The 16356-nt window shown below is 61.8% G+C and carries 14 protein-coding genes and 1 pseudogene; 6 read left to right on the forward strand and 9 right to left on the reverse strand.

All coding sequences use genetic code 11. The annotated features are described in order from the left end of the window. Positions 1–413 precede the first annotated feature (413 nt). Positions 414–980: a hypothetical protein gene (locus tag A5695_RS25290; RefSeq protein ID WP_156749839.1), complete on the forward strand. Its 567-nt coding sequence runs from the start codon at positions 414–416 to the stop codon at positions 978–980. Next, entirely contained in the window at positions 977–2095 is a 1119-nt protein-coding gene (locus tag A5695_RS25295) for a DUF4062 domain-containing protein (RefSeq protein WP_068089058.1), read from the forward strand. Before A5695_RS25290 ends, A5695_RS25295 begins: the two co-directional genes overlap by 4 nt. 2 nt (positions 2096–2097) lie before the next feature. On the opposite strand, the gene A5695_RS25300 is transcribed toward A5695_RS25295, so the two are convergent. The 6 genes and pseudogenes from A5695_RS25300 to A5695_RS28820 all read right to left on the reverse strand — a co-directional run bounded on the left by A5695_RS25300 (position 2098) and on the right by A5695_RS28820 (position 5982). Beyond that, complete coding sequence (locus A5695_RS25300) at positions 2098–2427, reverse strand: helix-turn-helix transcriptional regulator (RefSeq protein WP_068089061.1); 330 nt, start codon at positions 2425–2427, stop codon at positions 2098–2100. Then, positions 2427–2706: pseudogene (locus tag A5695_RS25305) on the reverse strand (type II toxin-antitoxin system RelE/ParE family toxin). The gene A5695_RS25300 and the pseudogene A5695_RS25305 overlap by 1 nt, the downstream one beginning before the upstream one ends. 83 nt (positions 2707–2789) lie before the next feature. After that, positions 2790–3458, reverse strand: a complete 669-nt coding sequence (locus A5695_RS25310; RefSeq protein WP_231974970.1) for a site-specific integrase — start codon at positions 3456–3458, stop codon at positions 2790–2792. Positions 3459–3831: 373 nt separating this feature from the next. Then, positions 3832–4488, reverse strand: a complete 657-nt coding sequence (locus tag A5695_RS25315) for a hypothetical protein (protein WP_156749840.1) — start codon at positions 4486–4488, stop codon at positions 3832–3834. A 46-nt stretch (positions 4489–4534) separates the two neighbouring features. After that, the gene (locus tag A5695_RS25320) at positions 4535–5485 is read right to left on the reverse strand and encodes a restriction endonuclease (RefSeq protein WP_197515619.1); all 951 of its coding nucleotides are present in this window, start codon (positions 5483–5485) and stop codon (positions 4535–4537) included. A gap of 269 nt (positions 5486–5754) precedes the next feature. Beyond that, positions 5755–5982, reverse strand: a complete 228-nt coding sequence (locus tag A5695_RS28820; RefSeq protein WP_156749841.1) for a hypothetical protein — start codon at positions 5980–5982, stop codon at positions 5755–5757. Between the two features lie 830 nt (positions 5983–6812). On the opposite strand from A5695_RS28820, the gene A5695_RS28825 reads away from it, so the two are divergent. Together A5695_RS28825 and A5695_RS25325 are read left to right on the forward strand one after the other, a co-directional pair. After that, positions 6813–7769, forward strand: coding sequence for a DUF6602 domain-containing protein (locus A5695_RS28825; protein ID WP_156749842.1), 957 nt, complete (start codon positions 6813–6815; stop codon positions 7767–7769). A gap of 302 nt (positions 7770–8071) precedes the next feature. Further along, positions 8072–9307 carry an IS256 family transposase gene (locus A5695_RS25325; RefSeq protein ID WP_068089071.1) on the forward strand — a complete coding sequence of 412 codons (1236 nt, stop codon included), beginning with the start codon at positions 8072–8074 and terminating at the stop codon, positions 9305–9307. Positions 9308–9839: 532 nt separating this feature from the next. Here A5695_RS25325 and A5695_RS25330 read toward each other — a convergent pair. The 3 genes from A5695_RS25330 to A5695_RS25340 form a co-directional block, all read right to left on the reverse strand. Further along, on the reverse strand, positions 9840–10988 hold the full coding sequence (locus A5695_RS25330) for a hypothetical protein (protein ID WP_156749844.1): 1149 nt from the start codon (positions 10986–10988) through the stop codon (positions 9840–9842). A 525-nt stretch (positions 10989–11513) separates the two neighbouring features. Further along, on the reverse strand, positions 11514–12002 hold the full coding sequence (locus A5695_RS25335) for a glutathione peroxidase (RefSeq protein ID WP_068089085.1): 489 nt from the start codon (positions 12000–12002) through the stop codon (positions 11514–11516). Positions 12003–12052: 50 nt separating this feature from the next. Beyond that, on the reverse strand, positions 12053–14785 hold the full coding sequence (locus A5695_RS25340; RefSeq protein ID WP_068089077.1) for a LuxR C-terminal-related transcriptional regulator: 2733 nt from the start codon (positions 14783–14785) through the stop codon (positions 12053–12055). A 239-nt stretch (positions 14786–15024) separates the two neighbouring features. Here A5695_RS25340 and A5695_RS25345 point away from each other — a divergent pair, with 239 nt between their 5' ends. Together A5695_RS25345 and A5695_RS25350 are read left to right on the forward strand one after the other, a co-directional pair. Beyond that, positions 15025–15678, forward strand: coding sequence for a TetR/AcrR family transcriptional regulator (locus A5695_RS25345; RefSeq protein WP_068089080.1), 654 nt, complete (start codon positions 15025–15027; stop codon positions 15676–15678). 223 nt (positions 15679–15901) lie between these two features. Next, positions 15902–16356, forward strand: a 455-nt coding sequence (locus A5695_RS25350; protein WP_156749845.1) for an MlaD family protein, incomplete at its 3' end; no start/stop codon positions are given.

Genomic DNA, 16356 nt, shown 5'->3' on the forward strand with positions numbered 1-16356 from the left:
CCGACCTCCCACAACTACTGAGGTGTCAACTATGTCGCGAGACATCTGTCAACTATGTCGTGGAATCACACACTGTCCCCGCTACCAAGTGAAACGGCCCCCGGAGAACTCTCCGGGGGCCGTTTTCATGCCAATTGGGAACATATTTGGGAACATAAGACTGTCTAACTACCGGTCTAGAGCAGCCCAAAGGGTGGCTAACGGGTGTTGAATTAGAGGGTTCAGTCGCCGCCGGGTTGTTTGCTGAGGAGGTTGGCGTCTGATACCTGATGGGGCGACGGCACACCGACACGACGCGGTGACAGCGCCTATCGGGGCACGAGGTTCAGAAGCACAAGGTCGTCGACGGCGTCCCGCGTCGGAAATGTCAGTACGCACCGGTAGCGTGTGCGAGCCAAGGAGAGGAGGGAAGCATGGATCTCACCGAAGCTCAGTGGCAGAAGGTCATTCACCATACGACTGCTGCCAATCATCCGAACCCTGGTCCGCGCAGTGCGCCTAACGTCGTCATGCTGACGCTTGCTGCGCTAGTCGGCGACGTCGACCAGATTGTGGCCTCCCACACCGAATACAAGTGGGATGCTCCGACGATCTGGCGGACGTGGGTATTCACTCCATCCGGTTTGGCTCACGTCGAGGCCAGTTTCGAGCCTGAAGAGTACGACGCGTTGGAAGACCGTCAACGGAGACGGCCGGGCAGCTTCGATAGGCCGGTGGACCCGACTGCCCTCACTGCCCGGATGCGACCGCTCCGGACGGCGACGTCGTTCGCGTTCACTCGGGTTTACCACCGAGCCTGGACCGACCAGATCGGCGCTCACACCCACTTCGCACCGCTAGAGATCGAGCTTTCCTTCGGCGCGGCCACCGAGCGCATCGGCATCAACACATGGTTAAGCGATCAAGCCAAGCGTGAACGATGGGAGGAGTTCGTTAATGCCGCCCGAACGGCGGCCATTACAGGAGGGCCGTCTACTTGAGGATCTTCATTAGCAGTGTGCGTCGGGGCCTAGAAGAGGAGCGCGATGCTTTACCGGGGCTCGTGTCAGCGATCGGCCATACGCCGGTGCGCTTCGAAGACTTCACCGCTCAGACGGTGCCAAGCAGGGAAGCGTGCCTCGCCGGAGTCGCAAGCTCTGAGGTCTACCTGCTGTTGGTGGGGCCCCACTATGGACATGTCTTTGAAGACACCGGGCAGTCCGCCACTCACGATGAATGGATGGCCGCCACGACGGCCGGCTTGCCGCGCTTGGTCTACCGCAAGTCAAACGTCGAACTCGATGCCGACCAAGTCGCTTTCGTGGCCGGGATCGAGGACTACGCATCGGGCGTGTTCCGTGACTCGTTCAGTTCCACGGCCGAGTTGCTGACCAAGGTGGCGGCCAAAGTCCGCGAACTTGCCGAGAGCGGCAGACCCCTCGACTTCGTGCCCATAGCGGAACCGCCGGTTATCCAGTGGCGTCAACAGTTCGAGTTGGGCGGTCAAAATCAGCAGTTCTCACCGGCCATCATCGAAGTTCACGTGCTGCCGTCACCGGCAGCGCCGCTGTCGGCGAGGGCCTTGGCAGACGTAAAGGATGCGTTGGTCGGACGCATGCGCCGTAGCGGCCTGGTTGACGACCGCGCCGGGCTAGAGCCCCGTGCTGTCAAAGACGCGATCTATCTGCTGTTCGGCGATGACGAACGCGTGGGTTGGAACTCTGCTGTCCACGGCCGGACGGTAGGACTACGTATTGGCCAAAGCGGCCAAGTATCGGCGTGGGCATCGTTACCCCGAGACGGTCTCGGCGCTGTTCTCGATCCCTCACAATTGCCTCTGCAGGTCGCGGGCATGCTCCGATTGATCGGTCAGACGCAGGCGCTTTCGTCGCCGCATGTGGCGATCGCCGTGGGCGTCGAGCCGGTAAGAACATTGGCGATTGGCGATGCCTCCGCTATGCCACGGACGTCTGCGCAGTTCCTGCTGATGTTCGATCACCCCCTACGGGCAGAACCCGATGAGCTGATGACGCTAGCCGCACTCGACCGTGGTGCCCCCGAAGCTGGGGAGATCCTGAGTCGCCGATTGATCGAGGCGTTTCAACAGCATCGGTGACCTCAGGCGGTCAGTTCGACGGTGTCATCGCCGAATTCGGCGACGACGCGCAGCTGTCCGCCGAGCGCAGCGACGTACGCCTGAAGCGTGCCAAGCTCGGTGTGCGACGGGTCGCCGCTCTCCAGCTTCGACACGCGGGCCTGAGAGACGCCCATGAGGGCCGCAACGTCGGCTTGGCGGGAGTGGCCCAGCGCCTTGCGGATCTCGGCCAGACGGTGCGCCTGGACGGCCTCACGCATCTCCTCGCGCGCAGCCCGGGCTCGCGCGGTGTCGAGCCGACCCTGCGCGATCGCATCCGCGCGGATGTCTCGCCAGTGGCGCGCCATGGTCATCACCCTCCGTGCTCGGTCGCCAGCCACCTCTCGAAGCGCGTCCGCGATCGGAATGTTCCTGTCGTACCAGCGCTTCCAATCACCTGCCTTATCGCCGCCCAGGAGCAGGATCGCCTGCCGGGCCGGGTCAAAGATGAACAGGACGCGGATGCTGGTGCCGGCCGGACGCAGCTCCTTCATGCTGTGAAACTTCGAGCCGTTCACCTTGTCGACAATCGGCCGACCCAGTGTCGGCCCCTCCAGCTCCAACAGGTCGATGGCACCGGTGACCGCCGCCATCGTGTCCCTGTCGAGCGAGAAGAACCACTGTTCGACCTCGTCGAGCAGGATCACGTCCCAACGCTTCGACACGAGTATAACCTCTACGTTATATCGTGCGGTGGCAGATTCGCTGGAGCATCGTCGCCGTCGGTCCAGCTGTTGCCGAGCAGGAACGAGGCGGCTTGCTCGGACGCTTCGCTGTCGTCGTTGTCGAGCACGTGGGCATAGGTCTCCAGGAAGAAACCGATGTTGGCGTGGCCGATGCGCTCGCTGACGATCTTCGGGCTCACCCCGGCCCGCAGCGCGCCGGTGGCATAGGTGTGGCGAAGATCGTGAAACGTGATGCGGGACAACCCCGCCCTGGCCGTCAGACGTTCGAAGCGCTGGCGGATCGAATCCGGGTGGGGAGGACGTCCGTCGGGATAGGTGAACACGAAGTCACCCGGGTGGTAGACGTCGCCGAAGAACTCCCGCTCGGTGTTCTGTTGGGCGCGCCACTGCCGCAGGGCACCGACTGTCGTCTTGTCGATGGAGATGGTCTGGTCGGCATTGCGGGTCTTGCCGCCCGCCTTGTCCACAACTTGGCCGCCGACGACCACCCGGTTGTCGTGCACGGTCACCTTTCCGGCATCTAGATCGACCGCCGACCATTTGAGTCCGCAGATCTGGCCTCGCCGTATCCCGGTGGTCAACTCCAGGAGGAACAGTGCGGCAAAGCGGTCCTCCCGCACCGAGGCCAGGAAGGTCCGAATCTCCTCGGGTTTCCACACGTGCCGGCGGGTACGTGGGTTGCGCGGCGGCTTGACGTTGCTCGCCGGGTTCTCGGAGATGTATTTCCAGGCGACGGCATCGGCGAGTGCCCGGTGCAGGAACGAATGAATGTTGCGGACGTCTAGAAGAACATCAAGCAGTTCGCTCCGGCGGAGCCGCGCTCATTCGGCGTCGCGATTCTTCGTGTGCTGTTCAGCCGCCGCTTCTATTTGGCGCGTCACTGCCTTGAAGGCGATGAGCGCGCCGGTGAGAGCTAGGAGCCCCGCTACGACGGTTGCTATCGGCTGAAGCCACGGCTGGACGGCTGCCATTGCATCACTATGTCAGCCAAGGCCCCACCCGAAGCGACCCTTACGTCACTATGTGACCTACCTATGCGCGCCCGATTCCCCGCGCGATGTGCTCGATTGCCTTAACTGCGCGACGCCGCTCTCCATCAGCCCTCGATGTCGAGGGGTAAGCGCCGGTCTGGTTCTTGAGAGTTTCCAGTGTCAAGAAGTACCGGTCGGTATACTCCCTGCCACGGGTGTCGTTGTAGTGGAACGTGATTGTGAACTCGTCGGGGACGGGTTCGTCGGGATCCTCAGCCTCTTGATACAGGTTATCCATCACCATTCCCGGCGTGAAGGTGGGGATCACGCGGTCATATCGTCGCTGAAGGTAGGGGGTGGTCTTCCCTTCAGCTTCAGCTCCTTTCAAAACTGGCAGCGGAGGGTCGAATTCGACCTTCACATTGGTGGCGACGGACTGCCCGGCATTCGTGATGTGGAGTTCGGCGTTGCTAGTGAGCACGGATGGCTTCAGTTCCGCAACCATCATCGGCCTCGTCCGATCTCGGCTGTCAGTCCGCAACGCAATGAGGGTCCATATGGCCACGACAGCGGTCACGAGGGTCGCCGCGGAGCCCAATCCCGTCCACATGGTTGATGGCTCGGCCCAATGACGTTGGGCGGCTGTGATGAACAGCCCCGTCCCCGCCAGCGCAATGGCGGTGAGACCGATTCCAACCGCAATTGAACGCTCATGCATGGCCATACCCTCCCAAGTCGTTGGTCATGGACCCACCTGACCGGTGCTACTGAGAGCTCGGCCAATTGGACAGCTTCGAATCGGCGTCATAGCCCTCAGCCGGCGTCTTCAGCCCAAGCGTGTCGAGGGGGCCGTCGATGCGGCCAATCACGTCGAGGCCCCCTTCGGCTGTCTCGATGTAGACCAACTGCACCTTCGCGTCGCCGAGGGCGCCTGACCCTGTGGCGAAGTATGTGCCGTCGAACTCGCCATGGGAAAGATTCACTTCAGCGACTGTTCGCCGTGCCTCAAAAGTGACGATGACATTCGCGAGCTCGACAAGTACTTCCTGGCCCGCTGGGTCGATTCCTTTGACGTAGATTTTCTGGCCGTTAATCGTGGGGCCGGGGTAGTCGCCCGTGAAAAGGAATGGAAACTTGCCTTTGCCGTAGCGCTCCTCACCCTGGCGTGCACTCTCCGCCCACATCTCTTCGTGAGTATGTGTGTGGTGTTTCCTGACGTGTTCTACGAGGCCGTCGAACATGCCGACTTGTTCACCGTCGCCAGTGAAGAGCGGACAGGTCCCTACAAATTCTCGTTGGTCAGTTAAGCCGTCAAGCGCAACTACTATCTCTGTCTTCTTCACGAGGGTGACCCAATGGCGGTATTCCGCTTGCGTGGCGCTGTTGACGACTTGTCCAACGAACTCCTCGGTGATTTCACCCGGCGTAATGGTTTTAATGCCATAACGGGCAGCCTTCGCCAGGGCTGTCTTCGTAAATCCGCTAGAGGAGACGAGAACCCGCACGTTCGCGCCTAAGTCGTCGAACTTGGTACGGGCTTGCTCGACCCACTGAACATCCTGCTTACGCTTCCAATCACGGCACTCAATGCAAACGATGCTCTGATGACCCGCGACCGTTCCGACGGCAACGATGTCGACCTCTCGCCGTTCGTCCGAGGTGATCTCCATCGGCTCGACCGATTCCTGCACAATCGCGCCATCGCTCTTCGCCATGGTCAACAGCGCTATGAGTCTCTGGAATTCGTTAGACCGCTTCGGCATCCTGACCCCCGATTCTCCGTCGATGTTGATGCCACGCTACGGCGCTGGCCCGACATTGGCGTGGGCGCGGCGGCGTTTGTGAAATGTGGTTGCGGTTGGCCCGTACGAAACTAAGCGGGAGCTAGATCGTTGGCCGGAGTGACTAGTGGGGCGCAACCCTGACCAGCGCGCTTATCCGCCGGGGAGATGGTTCGGCCGCTTAGCCACGGGGAGGTATTTGCCTAGGAGACCGGTTCCCAGCGCCATCCGTCGTTGTTAACGCACACGATCTGCTTGCCATCACCAGCGATGCCGCTGGCGCCGTGGTCACCCTTACGGCAGAACTCGCCCGGCTCATAGCAATTGCCGCCGTTGGTAAGAGGCGTGCAGTTGGTAGGCGATGGCGGCGGGGCGGGAGCCGCCGGGGCGAGGAATGCTGCCGAGAGCGCCAGAGCGGCGAGTACGTTCACGCCGCATATTGTTGGGCGGGTGCTCCTGCGGTGTCCCCGAAATCAGTGGGCTCACGGGCGGATTGATTGCTGCCTCAACTTTTGTTTGACGATGGCCGCCCGCGTTCTGGCGGCTGCGCCGGGGGTTCCGCCTCACCTCCCGTAGTGGAGGGGTTTCGCAGCGGACTACACATTGACCGGGGCTAGCAGAAAACAACCGCTTGTAGGTTCGCTGGCTCTGCTGCTCGGTCGGCCAGCGGCACCACCTTAGGAGATGAAATGTCCACAACCCGCACCCGCAAGGCCCCGGCAGCGTGTGCCGCTCGACGGCGCAACCTAGCTTGCCGCCCGCTCGCCCTGGGCCGCCATCACGGCGCACACGAAAGCCTGCCGCTCACGGCGACTAATCAGCCTGCCGGCATACGACGGCCCTACCAACCTCGCCGAAGCACTGTTCATTCGCGCAAAAGCCGAGCATCCGGCCCGGCAGACCGACCACGCCCAAACTCGAGCTTGACCGCGCGCCCGAAAGCTAGGCGACGGTGCGCACTGCTGCGCCTCTGAGGCCGTACAGCGATGGACGGGTCAAGCTGAGCTTGCCCAAAGTTACGGTGGTTATACGCGCTGACTACCATCCGATGGCCCGCTGATAAGTTCTGCGCCATAGCGCATGGCCAGTGTCGAAATTGGCCCCGCCGCGTTCTCAGGCGCTTGGGAGCATCTGCAGTCATAGACCGCGCCAAATGAACTCGAAAGATATGGCCGTTACGATAGCAGCATTGCATCTATTTGGTCACGACCTCAGATTAAGTTAACATAGGCCGGATGTGGTTATATGGCACATATCACAAATGGAGGGTAACGCCATTAATCCTAGCAAGCATAAGATTGATAAATTGCTTCACGGCCTTCAAGATGCGATGCAGGCCGCTTTCAAGGCCGCCGAGGCGTACAGGCATCAAGGTATACGCGGGCAGGCGCGGGAAACATCACTTGTGGATTTTCTCAATAGAACGCTGCCGGACAAATTTAGAGCGATAAGTGGTGAGGTGGTGGACGCGGCTGGCCAAACATCGGGCCAAATCGACGTAATTATATTCGATGCGTCAGTGAATATGCCGTTCCCACGGTTCCATGAAGATGATCCGTATATCTTGCCCGCCGAAGCTCTGTTAGCCACGATCGAGGTGAAGAGCCGTTTGACCAAGGACAGGGTCAATGAAGCGGTCGACGGTTTGAAGCGTTTGATTGCGCTCCAACCATTCGGCGGGGATTGGGCTTCGGCTAGGCGTGGGAATGACCTGATGAGGTACCCGCGCGTCTTCACGTCTGTGTTCGGATATACCACCGACATTGTGTCCGGTAAGAGTTGGGCATACGGCGAGCTGAGGAGATTCCGCGACTCCTGTGCTGCAAAGGGCGTTCCATGTGAGTACCTGAATCGAGTCGTCGTCCTTGATCGCGGTACTTTATTTCCTGCAGAAGGCAACTCCTTGACAGCTGCGAGTGATGAGGAAAGCGTGCCCTTGGCGGATTGGTTTTTCCATCTGATCAATTTTCTTAACCGTGAAGTGTCCCGTCGGCAATCGGTCGACTGGACGTTTTATACTCCCACTGCTAATCGTCGGCATCGGAATCACCTTCCCCCAGATTTCAGCGCGCCCCCGCCTACCAAGCGCGGCACGGCGCAAATGAAGGAGTTTTTGAAGGGCAGGGTAAATTTTACGCCCAGAGTCCGCGATCCGAAACCGGCAACCAAGACGGTGAACAGGAGAAGCGTGAATCGTCGGCGCCGCGATGGCGTATAGTATGGCCGCGAATACCATTCATTGGCAGCCATGTTGTAGATGCGCCGACCGCATAGCAAGGCGGGTACGATCCCATTTCGGGGATGCGGACGCCTGGACTTACTGGCCACGTGCATTTGATATGCCTGCAACCGAGTAATGAGGTCTCAGTCTTCCTCGTCCGCCTCAGGTTGCGTCCAGCAGAGTGGTGTACGAGTCGGGCCTGATCAGGATGTCCGGCGTGTCGTAGCCGAATGATTGAAGGTCATCGCGTGATTCTTCGAGAGACCGTCCAAAGTCACTCGAGCAAAGGAATCGACGCGATGACCACTGTCCACGATATCGACCTGCCCACCGTGCTGGCTGAACGACTCACTACCACCCAGCCCGACGTACTGCGCGAGCTGCTTGCCACGTTCATCCACACCCTGATGGGCGCTGAAGCTGATGCCCTCTGTGGTGCCGGATACGGTGAGCGCAGCACCGAGCGCACTAACTCCCGCAACGGGTATCGGCACCGCCAATTCGACACCCGGGCAGGCTCATTGGATTTGGCGATCCCCAAGCTGCGGCAGGGCTCGTATTTTCCGGACTGGCTGCTAGAACGCCGCAAGCGGGCCGAGCGGGCCCTGACGACGGTGGTGGCGACCTGCTATCTGCTTGGGGTATCGACGCGGCGGATGGACAAGCTCGTCGAAACCCTGGGCATCACGGGGCTGTCGAAGTCGCAGGTGTCGGTGATGGCCAAGGAGCTCGACGCCTCTGTCGAGGCGTTTCGGACCCGGCCGTTGGATGCCGGCCCTTACACGTTCATCGCGGCTGATGCGTTGGTATTGAAAGTCCGTGAGGGCGGGCGGGTGGTTAACGTGCACGCCCTGATCGTCGTCGGGGTCAACGCCGACGGTTACCGCGAAATCCTGGGCATTGATGTCACCACCGCCGAGGACGGTGCGGGCTGGCTGACGTTTCTGCGGTCGCTGACCGCCCGGGGCCTGTCCGGAGTCCGACTGGTGACCTCTGATGCCCATGCCGGGCTGGTCGCCGCGATCGGGGCCACCCTGCCTGGGGCGGCCTGGCAGCGCTGCCGTACGCACTACACGACGAATCTGATGTCCGTCACCCCGAAGGCATCGTCGCCGTGGGTCAAGACACTGTTGCATTCGGTGTTCGATCAGCCGGATGCTGAATCGGTTGGGGCTCAATATGATCGGATTGTCGACGCGCTGACTGACAAGCTCCCCAAGACCGCCGAACACTTGGAGGAGGCCCGTGCGGATCTACTGGCGTTCACCGCGTTCCCCAAGCAGATCTGGCGCCAAATCTGGTCGAACAACCCCCAGGAGCGCCTCAACAAAGAGATCCGCCGGCGCACCGACGTCGTCGGCATCTTTCCCGACCGCGACGCCCTGATCCGCCTCGTCGGCGCCGTGCTGGCCGAACAACACGACGAATGGGCCGAATCCCGGCGCTACCTCGGCCTCGAGGTCCTCAGCAAATCCCGGGCCGACCACACCCCCTCAGCAGAACAGGAGGACACCCCCGCGGCACTGACCGCCTGAAACCATTACGACGAAGAATCACACGACGACGTCATACACCACGTCCCTGGACTTGACCCCGCCTCATCCAGCTTCGAGTTGTCTACAGTATCAATCTCTTTGCGGCCGAGCGCTGCCATCAACAGCTTTGCTTTGACCTCTCGGATCTGGGGTTTGGTCATGTGCCGATAGTCGACAAAGGCATGCCCAGGAGCTCTCTTGGTGCCTGGTAGGAGGGGAGTTTCACTGTCGTCGATCCCGCGAGTGCCGGCTTCTTGGATCTCTACGACGGAGCACGCCCACACTCCCATTGATTTCGACCGCGCATTGGCATTGTGCCAGTCCCGGCTCTGCTGGGCGGTAACTATCGAACTCCTCGAGAATGAGGGTTTACGCTTATCCGATCCCTGCGGGCCGAACGAATCTAGATTCGGTTTGCCGTACTGGGAATCCCAAATATGAGCACACACCTGCCTGTAGAGCAGTTCCGGCGGATCCGAATCGTGCGGAATTGCGATTTCCTGTGGTTCGAGTTCGACGAAGCTTTGATCAGTCACGTTTGGAGGTGCTCCCCAATGAAGCCATAGGCCTCAGTGATCGTCTGAGTTGTCACATTCACCGCAGTTGTTCCTTGAGTGAGATGGAAAAGCTGAAACTCCGCTTCTTCTGTAATCTCGATGGTCAACACTTCGCTGCTTGTAGCCCACTCAAGGCTCACGCCACCCGAAACCGTAGGGAAAATTCCTGGCTGAGAGATCCCATGCGACTGAACGAATTGCAATATCGCCCGTGCTCCATCGAGAGCCGTGAAGGACACCACCTTGCTTTCTGGGTACTCGTCGTCCCAGTCTTCTTCTAGCGAAGCCAATTCTATAAAGCGCCGCGACCACGGTTCACCGTCGATCTCGAGAACCTGAACTACTGAGACATCAAGTATTCGATCCAAGCGTTCACCGACGAAGCGCAGACGCCCATAAAACCGGACGACGGGTGCACGTTCGCTTGAGTCGAGAACTGCCTTCAGATCATCAAGGATTTCTTCACTCTTATATCGCCCATTGATTGAGCCGTAAGTATCTGTCGAAATCGTGTAGTTCTGTTCGTCGGCATTGATCGCGGTCAGGCGTCCGACAATCCATCCGTACTCGGTGTGCCGCGGTGGTTTTAGGAGCTTCTTGAACTTTGGAGCGAGGTTTTGCCTTATCCGCCTTGAGATTTCGGGGGTGATCGTGACCACGTCGCTGACGCCACCAGCATGGCTGCTAGGCGCGACGATTTCCATCCGCTCATCGTCGCGGAGTGATGAGCCGAGGTCGCGAAACTCCTTATAAGCAAGCAACGAGATCACGTCGGCCTCTGGTGACTCCGCGCTCGCTAGTGCAATCTGCTGCTCAACAACGGTGCGTCCGTATTCGTAGAAAGAGTCGTACGGTGTCGCGTGGGGCCTTTCCAGCAGCGACACCGCGCTGCCGTCTTCGATATCGGAGAGCACCAGATCAAGCTGACTTGCGAAGTCTTCAGGGAGGTCGTCCTCGTCGTGGATTTCTCTCCACTGCGCCGCTGCCGCCGCCAGAACCAAGGCTTGGTATCGACCCAGTTCGTCGAGCGACCGGATCGGGATACGACCACCTTCGAACTCTTGGCCGATCATTTTCACCCGAGCAAAGAGTGCAGCTTGGTCGTCGCCGCCCTCCCCGTCCATCCGCGCAGTGTAGAGGACCCAGAATGTTCTCATGCCAATTACCCTGGTTTCTGCCACCGACATGTCGCGCTGACCTGCGACTTCACGCCTCGCACCTTGGCGGCGCCAATGCGGCTTGGGAGCCGGGTCGCGACCAGGGCCTCGCCGCTCGTGCAGCTAGTCGAAAATCCGCCGGGCGCACCCGGCGGTTGCCGGTCGATTGGACGGCCAATCTGGTGGCAGATTGAGCCCTGTTTGCCCGCGGCGCGCTATCTCGCCCCGCACTCCCAGCTAACACGCAAACGCAAAGACTTCCGATTTGGGAACAAATTTGGAAACAAAACCCTCCGAAACGGATCGAAATCGATGAGCCGCCCTGGAACGGCCCGGAATATCAATAGCCATTTACCTGCATAAATGAGACTTAACGGGTCTAGCAAACTATTGAGACGACAGCTCATAACCCAGAGGTCGCAGGTTCGAATCCTGTCCCCGCTACCAAGCGAAACGGCCCCCGGAGGAGACTCCGGGGGCCATTTTCATGCGCTACTCGGCCAGCACGCCTTCGATGGCGCTGATCACCTCGGGGGCGTCGGGGGCGGTGCGGGGCCGGAACCGCTGCACCACCTGACCGTCGGGCGCAATCAGGAACTTCTCGAAGTTCCACTGGATGTCGCCGGCCTCGCCGGCGGAATCGGCGGCCTTGGTCAGCTCGGCGTAGAGCGGGTGCCGGTCATCGCCGTTGACGTCGGTCTTGGCCAGCAGCGGGAACGTCACGCCGTACGTCGCCGAGCAGAACTCTGCAATCTCCTCGGCGGTGCCGGGCTCCTGGCCCATGAACTGGTTACAGGGGACGCCGACGACGGTCAGGCCGCGCTCGGCGTAGTCCTCGGCGAGCTTCTCTAGCGCGGTGTATTGCGGAGTCAGCCCGCACTTGGAGGCGACGTTGACGACCAGCGTCGCGCCGTCGGCCAGTTCGGCCAGCGTGGTCGGCCGGCCGTCGAGGGTGGTCAGGGGGATGTCTTTGAGGGTCACGCCGACGACGCTAACGGAACGCGGCGAAACCAGCCAGATTCGAGGCGCCACTAGGGCAACAGCCGTCGGCGCCTGGCCTCGGACACCGATTCGCCGCGCCTGGTGGCGCCCAGCTTGATGTAGATGCCCTTGAGGTACCACTTGACGGTGTTGATCGTCACCCCCAGATTTCGGGCGATCTGCTTGTTCGACATTCCACGGTCCAAGAGCCGCAGCACCTCGATTTCACGAGGGCTGAGCGGTTCTTCCGGCGTAGGCGCGCGGTCGGAGTCGCGCGTGACGACCGGGATGGCCGCGTGTTTCGCGTCGGCGTGGGCAGTGGCCAGCAACCGCGAGAGATAGTCGGGCGGAACCTCGGCCAGCTCGGTCGGCCAGCGCCGGGTTCGGCTGGCGTCGCGAAGATGGGCGATGGTTTTGAGGATCTCCGGCCCGGCGTCGACGATGGTGCGCAGGAGCCCGGCTCGCGCACCGTCGAGCAGCGCGGGCACGAGGGTTTCGGCGGCGCCTTCGGGGCCGCCGGTGAGGGAAGCCACCCTGGCGAGTTCGATGGTGCTGAGGAATGCGCCGAGATGCCATCCGGCGGCGGTGCTTTCGTGATGCATCCTGGACAGCAGATCGTGCGCGGTGTCGTAGTTGTTTTCCGCGCATGCGATTTGGGCCCGCATGCCCAGTTGGTAGTGCCGGGTGGCCATCGCGATGCCGTCCGTCCCGTTCGCCACATCGTTGCCGCGGCTTCCGACAACCCGTTGCGCCCGGCTGGTGTCGCCCAGCGCGAGGTGTAGACGCACGCACTCACTGTCGAGCGCTGCGGACAGCCTGGGCAACGAAAGCTGTTGAGCCGCAACATGTCCTTCATCCAGTAGGCCGAGCGCCTCATCGATGTCGCCACGAAGCACCTTGATGCGGGCCAGGGTGCTGTAGGTCGCGATCATGAAGTCAACGACACCGCTCTCGGCGCCGAGCTCGTGACATTGCTCCAACAGCCCTTCGGCCCTATCGATGTCACCGCGTTCGTAGTGGAGCCGGCCCAGCAGGGCGCCCGCCAGCCGGGCGGCATGCGAATGGGGGCCGGCTTCGTTTCGGGCCAGGGCGAGCGCTTCGGTGTAGCGGTTCTGCGCGGTGGGCAGGTCGAGCTGGGCGAATGCGGCCAGGCCCGCGAAGCACCGCCCGTACACACCGGCGAAGGGGCCGCCGGCGGTTTCGTGAAAGGTGGTTGCCCATTGTTGGCGCATCTGTGCGCTTTCGTAGGCGAACGTATGGATGTCGACGAAAGTGCGGATGTTGGCGGAGACGGCCACGAGAAATGGCCGGTACGGCGGGTTCTCGACGAGGTAGGGCGCGACGAGGGCGCTGGCGCGGTCGATGCGATCGCCATAGACGTCCGTGCAGGCCTGCACCACATCGGCTTCGCCAAGGACGCCTGCGCCGAGATCGGCCGAGGGCGACGCGGCGCGAACGTGACCGAGGGCCACGTTCACATCCGGGGCCTGGTGCAGCAGGCAATGGGCCCACGCGATGGCGATCTGCAGGTTCGGCCTGCTGGCCAGCAACGTCTTCGGCAGCTTGTTGACCAGCCCGAGCAGCGTTGCCATCCGGCTGAGTTCCACCAGGGGCATCGCGTGGCGCTCCACCAGATCCACCGCCCCAGCGGCGTCGCCTGCGGCGATTGCGTGCGTGACCGCCTCGCCGACCAGCCCGTGGTCGGCAAACCAGCTCGACGCGGTGCGGTGCAGGTCGACTACCCGCTCCGGGTAATCACGTTCGAGCCGTCGGCGCAGGTGATCGGCGAACAGGTGGTGGTACCGGAACCACTCGCGGTCGTCGTCGAGTGGCCGCAGGAACATGTTGCGGTGCTCGAGTTCTTCGAGGATCGACTGCCCGTGCGGCTGACCGCTGAGGGCGGAAGTCAGCTCGCCACAGAGGCGATCGCAAATGGAGGTGGTCACTAGGACGTCGAGCAAGTCGGGCGGTAAGGCGTTGAGGACGTTTTGGGCCAGATAGTCACCGACGGAGCGGTGACGGCCGGAGAATGCGCTGACCAGCTCCGACGGATCTTCGCAGCTGCGCAACGACAGCGTGGCCAGTTGCAGGGCGGCGATCCAGCCGTCGGTGCTCGACCATAGCCGGCGCACGTCGTCGTCGTTGAGCGCCAAGGCATTCAGGCCGAAGAACGCGGCCGACTCTTCGGGGTCGAAGCGCAGCTGCGCGGTGTCGACTTCGATGACCTGGTTGCGCACCTTCAGCTTCGCGATAGCCGGCGTCTGGGTTCGGCTCGTGATGACCAGGTGCAAATTGTCCGGCCCGGTGTCGAAAAGGAACTCCAATGCCGTAGCGGTGTCGGCACTCTCGATGAGGTGCCAGTCGTCCAATACGATCGCCAGCGGTCGGTGGCGTTCGGCGATCCGGTTGACGAGTTCGGCCAGCACGTACCGCCGAGCGTGACCCGTGTGCTGTTCGAGGAGATCGCTGAGATTGGCGGCCAACGATGGTTCGACCCGTCGGATCGCTTCGATGAGGTGCGCCAGGAAGGACACCACGTCGTTGTCGTCGCGGTCCAGGCTGAGCCAGGCCACCGGGACGCCTTCGGAGAGGAGCACCCGCTGCCACTGCACGGCCAGGGTGGTCTTACCGAAGCCGGCTGGGGCGTGGATCAATACCAACCGCTTCGCGCGGCCGGAGCGCAGCAGGTCGATGAGCCGCGCGCGCGGGACTAAGCCGTCGTCATAGGTGGGGGCTTGCACTCTGGTCGCCACGACCTGCGTCGGTTGCGCTGCCGTCTGCATCCCAATTGCCTCGCCTCAACCCCGGGCTTTCCGTAGCGCTTAGTGTAGTGAGCCCGCGCAGCGCCGGTGTTTGCTCAGGAGCCCACCACCCATTCGGGTAGTGAAACGAGAAGTCCGGGTAGACGCCGCGTCGAGCCGTGGGTTCAGCGGTTACCGTTGAATCGAGTGGCATTTACCTCTGGGGGAGGCGACTTGTCGGTAATTCAGCCGGTCGATTATCCCGCCCGCATGACCTAGCCGTGGCGAGCCCCTCCGCCGATTCCACTCGGCGACAGATCGTCAAGGCCGCCTCGCACCAGTTTGCGCGGCGGCCTTATCACGAGGTCGGCCTCGGTGACATTCTCGCCGAGGCTCGTCTGACCAAAGGCGCGTTGTATTTCCACTTCACCTCGAAGCAGGCGTTGGCGATCGCCATCATCGACGAGCAGACCGCCGTCATGACGATCGCCATGCAGGACCTGATGTCCCGGGGGCTTTCCGGCTTGGAGACCCTGGTCGACTTCTCGTTTCTGGTAGCCGTGCAGGAGATCAAGTCGGCCCTGTTCAGGGCAGCGGTGAACCTGATCGAGACGGTGGGGCAATCGCAAGGACGGCATCAGAACCTGTTCGGCCAATGGATCAAGACCTTGGCGGCAATCGCTGAACAAGCCATCGGTGAGGGCGACATCGATGACCGCTGCGCCCCGGAGGACCTGGCACGGATGATGTTGTCCGCGCATACGGGACTGCGAAAGACCAGCAATCTGGATGAGCCCGAACGATTCTTGCGCGACCTGCAGAAGTGCTGGACCCTGCTGCTGAGCGGAATTCTGCGGCCTGATCGTAACGAATACTTCGATCAATTTCTTCGCCGGCGGGCGACGCTTGCGGCAAAAGACGCCGACTCTCCATAACGACGGCGCGGCGCCCGCGGGCAAGTTCGCCGATCTGCTTGGTGTGCCGTTCTGACGCCGAGGGCGGGCGGCCGGCGCATCCGGCGCGGGGCTTGTCATTCTGCGAACGGCGGTTCGCATAGCGGCCACCCCCGAGGTACATTCCACTGGACTTCGTTATTGAATACGTGTGCAGGGCCACGAACGAGAGGGATGGGGTGCACTGGTGACAACGTCTTCGCCGGTGCAGATCAACTCCCAGCGCCTCCCGCCCTACCGGTGGATCGCGGTAGGCGTGCTGGTCATCCTGGCCATCATTTTCACCCTGGTGTATGTGCAGTTCCGCGGTGGCTTCACCGCGAAGACGAACCTGACGATGGTGGCGTCGCGGGCCGGCCTGGTGATGGACCCCGGCTCGAAGGTCACCTACAACGGCGTGGAGATCGGCCGCGTCGGCAACATCTCCGAGACCGTGCGCGACGGCAAGCCGGCCGCCAAGTTCACGCTGGAGGTGTATCCGCGCTATCTGTCGCTGATCCCGGCCAACGTCGACGCCGACATCAGGGCGACCACGGTATTTGGCGGCAAGTACGTGTCGCTGACCACGCCGAAAAACCCTTCGCCGCAACGGATCAACCCGCACACGGTGATCGACGCGCGGTCGGTGACAACGGAGTTCAATACGCTGTTCGAGACGTC

It is taken from the genome of Mycobacterium sp. E1747, from assembly GCF_001667775.1.
Classification (GTDB): domain Bacteria; phylum Actinomycetota; class Actinomycetes; order Mycobacteriales; family Mycobacteriaceae; genus Mycobacterium.